Below are 3,425 nucleotides of genomic sequence, written 5' to 3' on the forward strand. Positions count from 1 at the left end.
GAAGATATGGAATACGGGTTGGCTGTAGCCCGCCGGGCCTGGCTCGAACCGGAAGACATAATAAATACATGGGAGTTGGATAAGCTCTTAAAAAGGCTTAAGCGCAACCGCCACCTGAAGCTCTAACGGGGCCCCTGGAGGAAAGTTTTAGGAGTACTTTATAATACATATGCTCAAAAAACGGAGTGTAAACGGAGATGAAGTGTGGTGGTTATGGGGTTGGTTGGTTAAGTATAATTAAATTCTCCGGAAAAAAAGACCCTGGCCGCGTTAAGCCACCTAGGACCAAAAAGCAACCTGCAACTCAGGTACTTGAGGATAAAGGGCAAGTTTATATGCAGTTTAAAAGCGGGGGCACAACTTGTTCGAAGTACTTCTTTATTTGGGTCCAACTAACGGGGCGCAGTAAAATAGGGTCCTTTTCATTTTCTGCATCGGCAAAGTAGGTAAGGCTTTTCAGCACGTGATATAAGTTAAAGTTTGTTCCTGCAAACTTACGCTGGTAGAGTTCCAGGCACTGGCGTAAGTTTAAAATCTTTTTTGCTGCCTCGCGAGGCGATGGCTTCTATTTTCCAGCACTTGAAAATCGCCTAGATCCTGGAGCCTGGCCAGCTTTAGGAGATAGCCTAGGGCTGGTTTTAATTACTCTTTTGATTTCTTCATCTCCATACTGGCTCAAAACCCACTGGACGGCTCGAGTATCGCCGTATTCCAGTAACCGCTCAAGGATAAAATAAGAGTCCAGCATATTTACGCCAGGTGCGGATTCCAGTGCACCTTTTACCTTTAGGTGATGAAGAGGAAGAAGAGAAGGGGGAGAGAGGCCGAATTGCTCTTACCGTTACGAGATGGAACAGGTAATATACAGGGCGCTAGAGAATATGGCTTTATCTTTATGTTACGACCACTATACCGATGACGAATTGAAGGTATTCCTTACAGCCTTAGGGTGGGCTGTTTTTCCGGATACTCAAGAAAGTTTTTATTTGCTGCTTCTCAGAAAGACTCTTGACGATTTACGTAAGGCAAGGGAAGAGATAAATGAACTACGAGATAGAGAGGGCCTTGAGCAGGAAGAATTTCTTTCAAGATATGGAAGAGATTACAGAACGTTATCCGGTGTACCTGGAGCTAATCTCCTTGGAGATAAAAAAGACCTGAAACCTGCTATAGAGGCCCTGCGAGACGGCCGTTTGGCGGTGAACGTGCCTTTCTATTGTGTTATTTCCGGGGTATACCACTACTTTGATTGGCTATGTGATTTTTTGGTGCGTTTCAGTACAGGAGAAAAAGGCAAGAAGGAAATACAACTGGATTCCGTGACAGGGAATTTAAAGAGGAGATGAAACATTTCCTGCGCGAGCTTTTCCATTACTTACAACATGAACTAGACAAGCATAGCGAGGGTGAAATAAGTAAATATCTGGAAGCGTTGCTCTCAGGGATAACATGGGCAAACCCCGAGCTAAGGTTAAGCCTTATACACATGCTTTATACTAGGTGTATATACAACTTTCTTAGCCGCTCCACGCCCTTAGAAGGAGTAAATATAACAATAGAAACGCCCTTAGAACTGCTTAATAGTCAACTAATAACCGCTTACTCGAGCTACCTACGCACTCAGCATAAAGAAGAAGAGGCTAGATACGTGGAGGAGCAATATGAAAGGTGGCTACCCAAGTTAAAACCCAAAATGAAGAGTCTTGTCTCCCACGTGGAGCAGCTATACGGGAAATAATCCAAAGGCTCAGTAGGTATAAGGTTACCTACCATGCACCTATTTTTAAGAATTCCTTGGTGTTATTTTCTTTGGTTAAAGAGGGCAGGAGATACCGTGGCAAAATACTTATACCCACTTTAACTTGATTTTTTACGGTTGATTGTACAAAATAATACTAGAACAATCTGACCGGTTCGGGCGGGGACAGCCGTATTCGGCTGGGACCTAGCACCCGTCCGGGAGGATGCGAAATTTAATCCTGCGATGAGGGGAAGCCAAGAGGGGTGGCGCCCTGAATATCAAGGGGAGGGTAAGGATATGGATTTATGGGTATCGGGAGTAACAAAAGCTTACCCAGCTATTCGCAGGTGGTGGGTAAGCTTTTTATTTTGTATGTACCCACTCATTTACATGTAGCCACCCAAAGGAGGGACTAGCTAGAAATGTATATTCCGGGACATAATTACCGGGCGGATTTTATACCGCAGGAAGAAATCGAGGGCCTGTTGGAGGAAGCTCTAAAGGCACCTTCTGGATTAGCCGAGAAAATTGTGGAGAAAGCTCGGGAAGCTAAAGGCCTTGAGCCTTATGAAGCTGCTGTACTGCTTCAGGCTAAAGACGGGGCTTTGTGGCAGGACATCTTTACCGCCGCAGGGGAGATAAAAGAAAAGATCTACGGGAAGCGCATGGTACTTTTCGCGCCGCTGTATATTAGCGATTACTGCATTAATAACTGCCGTTATTGCGGTTACCGCCGGGATAATAAATTCACCAGGCGCCGGCTTACTTGGGAAGAGTTGGAGCGGGAGGTACGCATTTTAGAATCCTTGGGGCATAAACGCCTGGCCGTGGAGGCAGGGGAAGATCCCCGAAACTGTCCCTTGGAGTATGTGGTGGAAGTTATCCGCCGGATATACAGGATAACAGAGAAGAACGGGAGTATACGCAGGGTGAATGTAAACATCGCGGCTACCACAGTGGATGAGTACCGGGAGCTTAAAAAAGCTGGTATCGGGACTTATGTGCTCTTCCAGGAGACTTACCACCGACCTACCTATGAATATATGCATCCTTCTGGCCCCAAAGCTGATTATGATTGGCACACGACGGCTATGGATAGGGCTATGGAAGCAGGTATAGATGATGTAGGCTTAGGTGTCCTTTTCGGTCTTTACGATTACAAATTTGAAGTTTTAGGCCTCCTGTATCATGCCCGGCACCTGGAGAAAGCCTTCGGCGTAGGTCCGCACACCATATCGATACCCCGGCTACGTCCGGCAAAAGGTGTGTCCCTGGAGAATTTTCCTTACCTGGCTTCTGACGAAGAATTTAAGAAAGCTGTAGCAGTGATCCGGCTGGCAGTGCCCTATACAGGAATTATCCTTTCCACCAGGGAAAGCCCCGAATTCCGGAGCGTGCTTTTTAAGCTAGGAGTTTCCCAGCTCAGTGCGGGCTCGTGCACAGGGGTAGGTGGCTATGGCCGTCACTATACCCAAGTACAAGAGGAAATACCCCAGTTTGAAGTGGAGGATCGCCGGCATCCTGATGAGGTTATCCGGGATCTCTGCCAGCGGGGGTATCTACCTAGCTATTGTACTGCTTGTTACCGGCGGGGCCGTACAGGAGAGCGTTTCATGGCCCTGGCCAAATCGGGGCAGATCCAGAACGTATGCCAACCCAATGCCATTCTAACTTTTAAAGAGTA

4 protein-coding genes are annotated in these 3,425 nt (G+C 46.8%); 3 read left to right on the forward strand and 1 reads right to left on the reverse strand.

Features of this window, described 5'->3' with window-relative positions:
- Positions 1-565: 565 nt before the first annotated feature.
- Positions 566-748, reverse strand: coding sequence for a DUF6922 domain-containing protein (locus L5656_RS11520; RefSeq protein ID WP_428849310.1), 183 nt, complete (start codon positions 746-748; stop codon positions 566-568).
- A gap of 133 nt (positions 749-881) precedes the next feature.
- Between L5656_RS11520 and L5656_RS11010 the strand changes: the two genes are divergently transcribed.
- From L5656_RS11010 to hydG, 3 genes are all read left to right on the forward strand, one after another.
- Positions 882-1,346, forward strand: a complete 465-nt coding sequence (locus L5656_RS11010) for a hypothetical protein (protein ID WP_297202905.1) — start codon at positions 882-884, stop codon at positions 1,344-1,346.
- Positions 1,343-1,738, forward strand: a complete 396-nt coding sequence (locus tag L5656_RS11015) for a hypothetical protein (RefSeq protein WP_297202907.1) — start codon at positions 1,343-1,345, stop codon at positions 1,736-1,738. Before L5656_RS11010 ends, L5656_RS11015 begins: the two co-directional genes overlap by 4 nt.
- A 425-nt stretch (positions 1,739-2,163) precedes the next feature.
- Positions 2,164-3,425, forward strand: a 1,262-nt coding sequence (hydG, locus tag L5656_RS11020) for a [FeFe] hydrogenase H-cluster radical SAM maturase HydG (RefSeq protein WP_297202908.1), incomplete at its 3' end; no start/stop codon positions are given.

Source organism: Thermanaeromonas sp. (assembly GCF_021890735.1).
Taxonomy (GTDB): Bacteria; Bacillota; DSM-521; order Neomoorellales; family Neomoorellaceae; genus Thermanaeromonas.

Bases quoted from the DNA above. Each gene is read 5' to 3' on its own strand.
- L5656_RS11520 (WP_428849310.1), bottom strand. From the start codon at position 748: ATGCTGGACTCTTATTTTATCCTTGAGCGGTTACTGGAATACGGCGAT.
- L5656_RS11010 (WP_297202905.1), top strand. From the start codon at position 882: ATGGCTTTATCTTTATGTTACGACCACTATACCGATGACGAATTGAAG.
- L5656_RS11015 (WP_297202907.1), top strand. From the start codon at position 1,343: ATGAAACATTTCCTGCGCGAGCTTTTCCATTACTTACAACATGAACTA.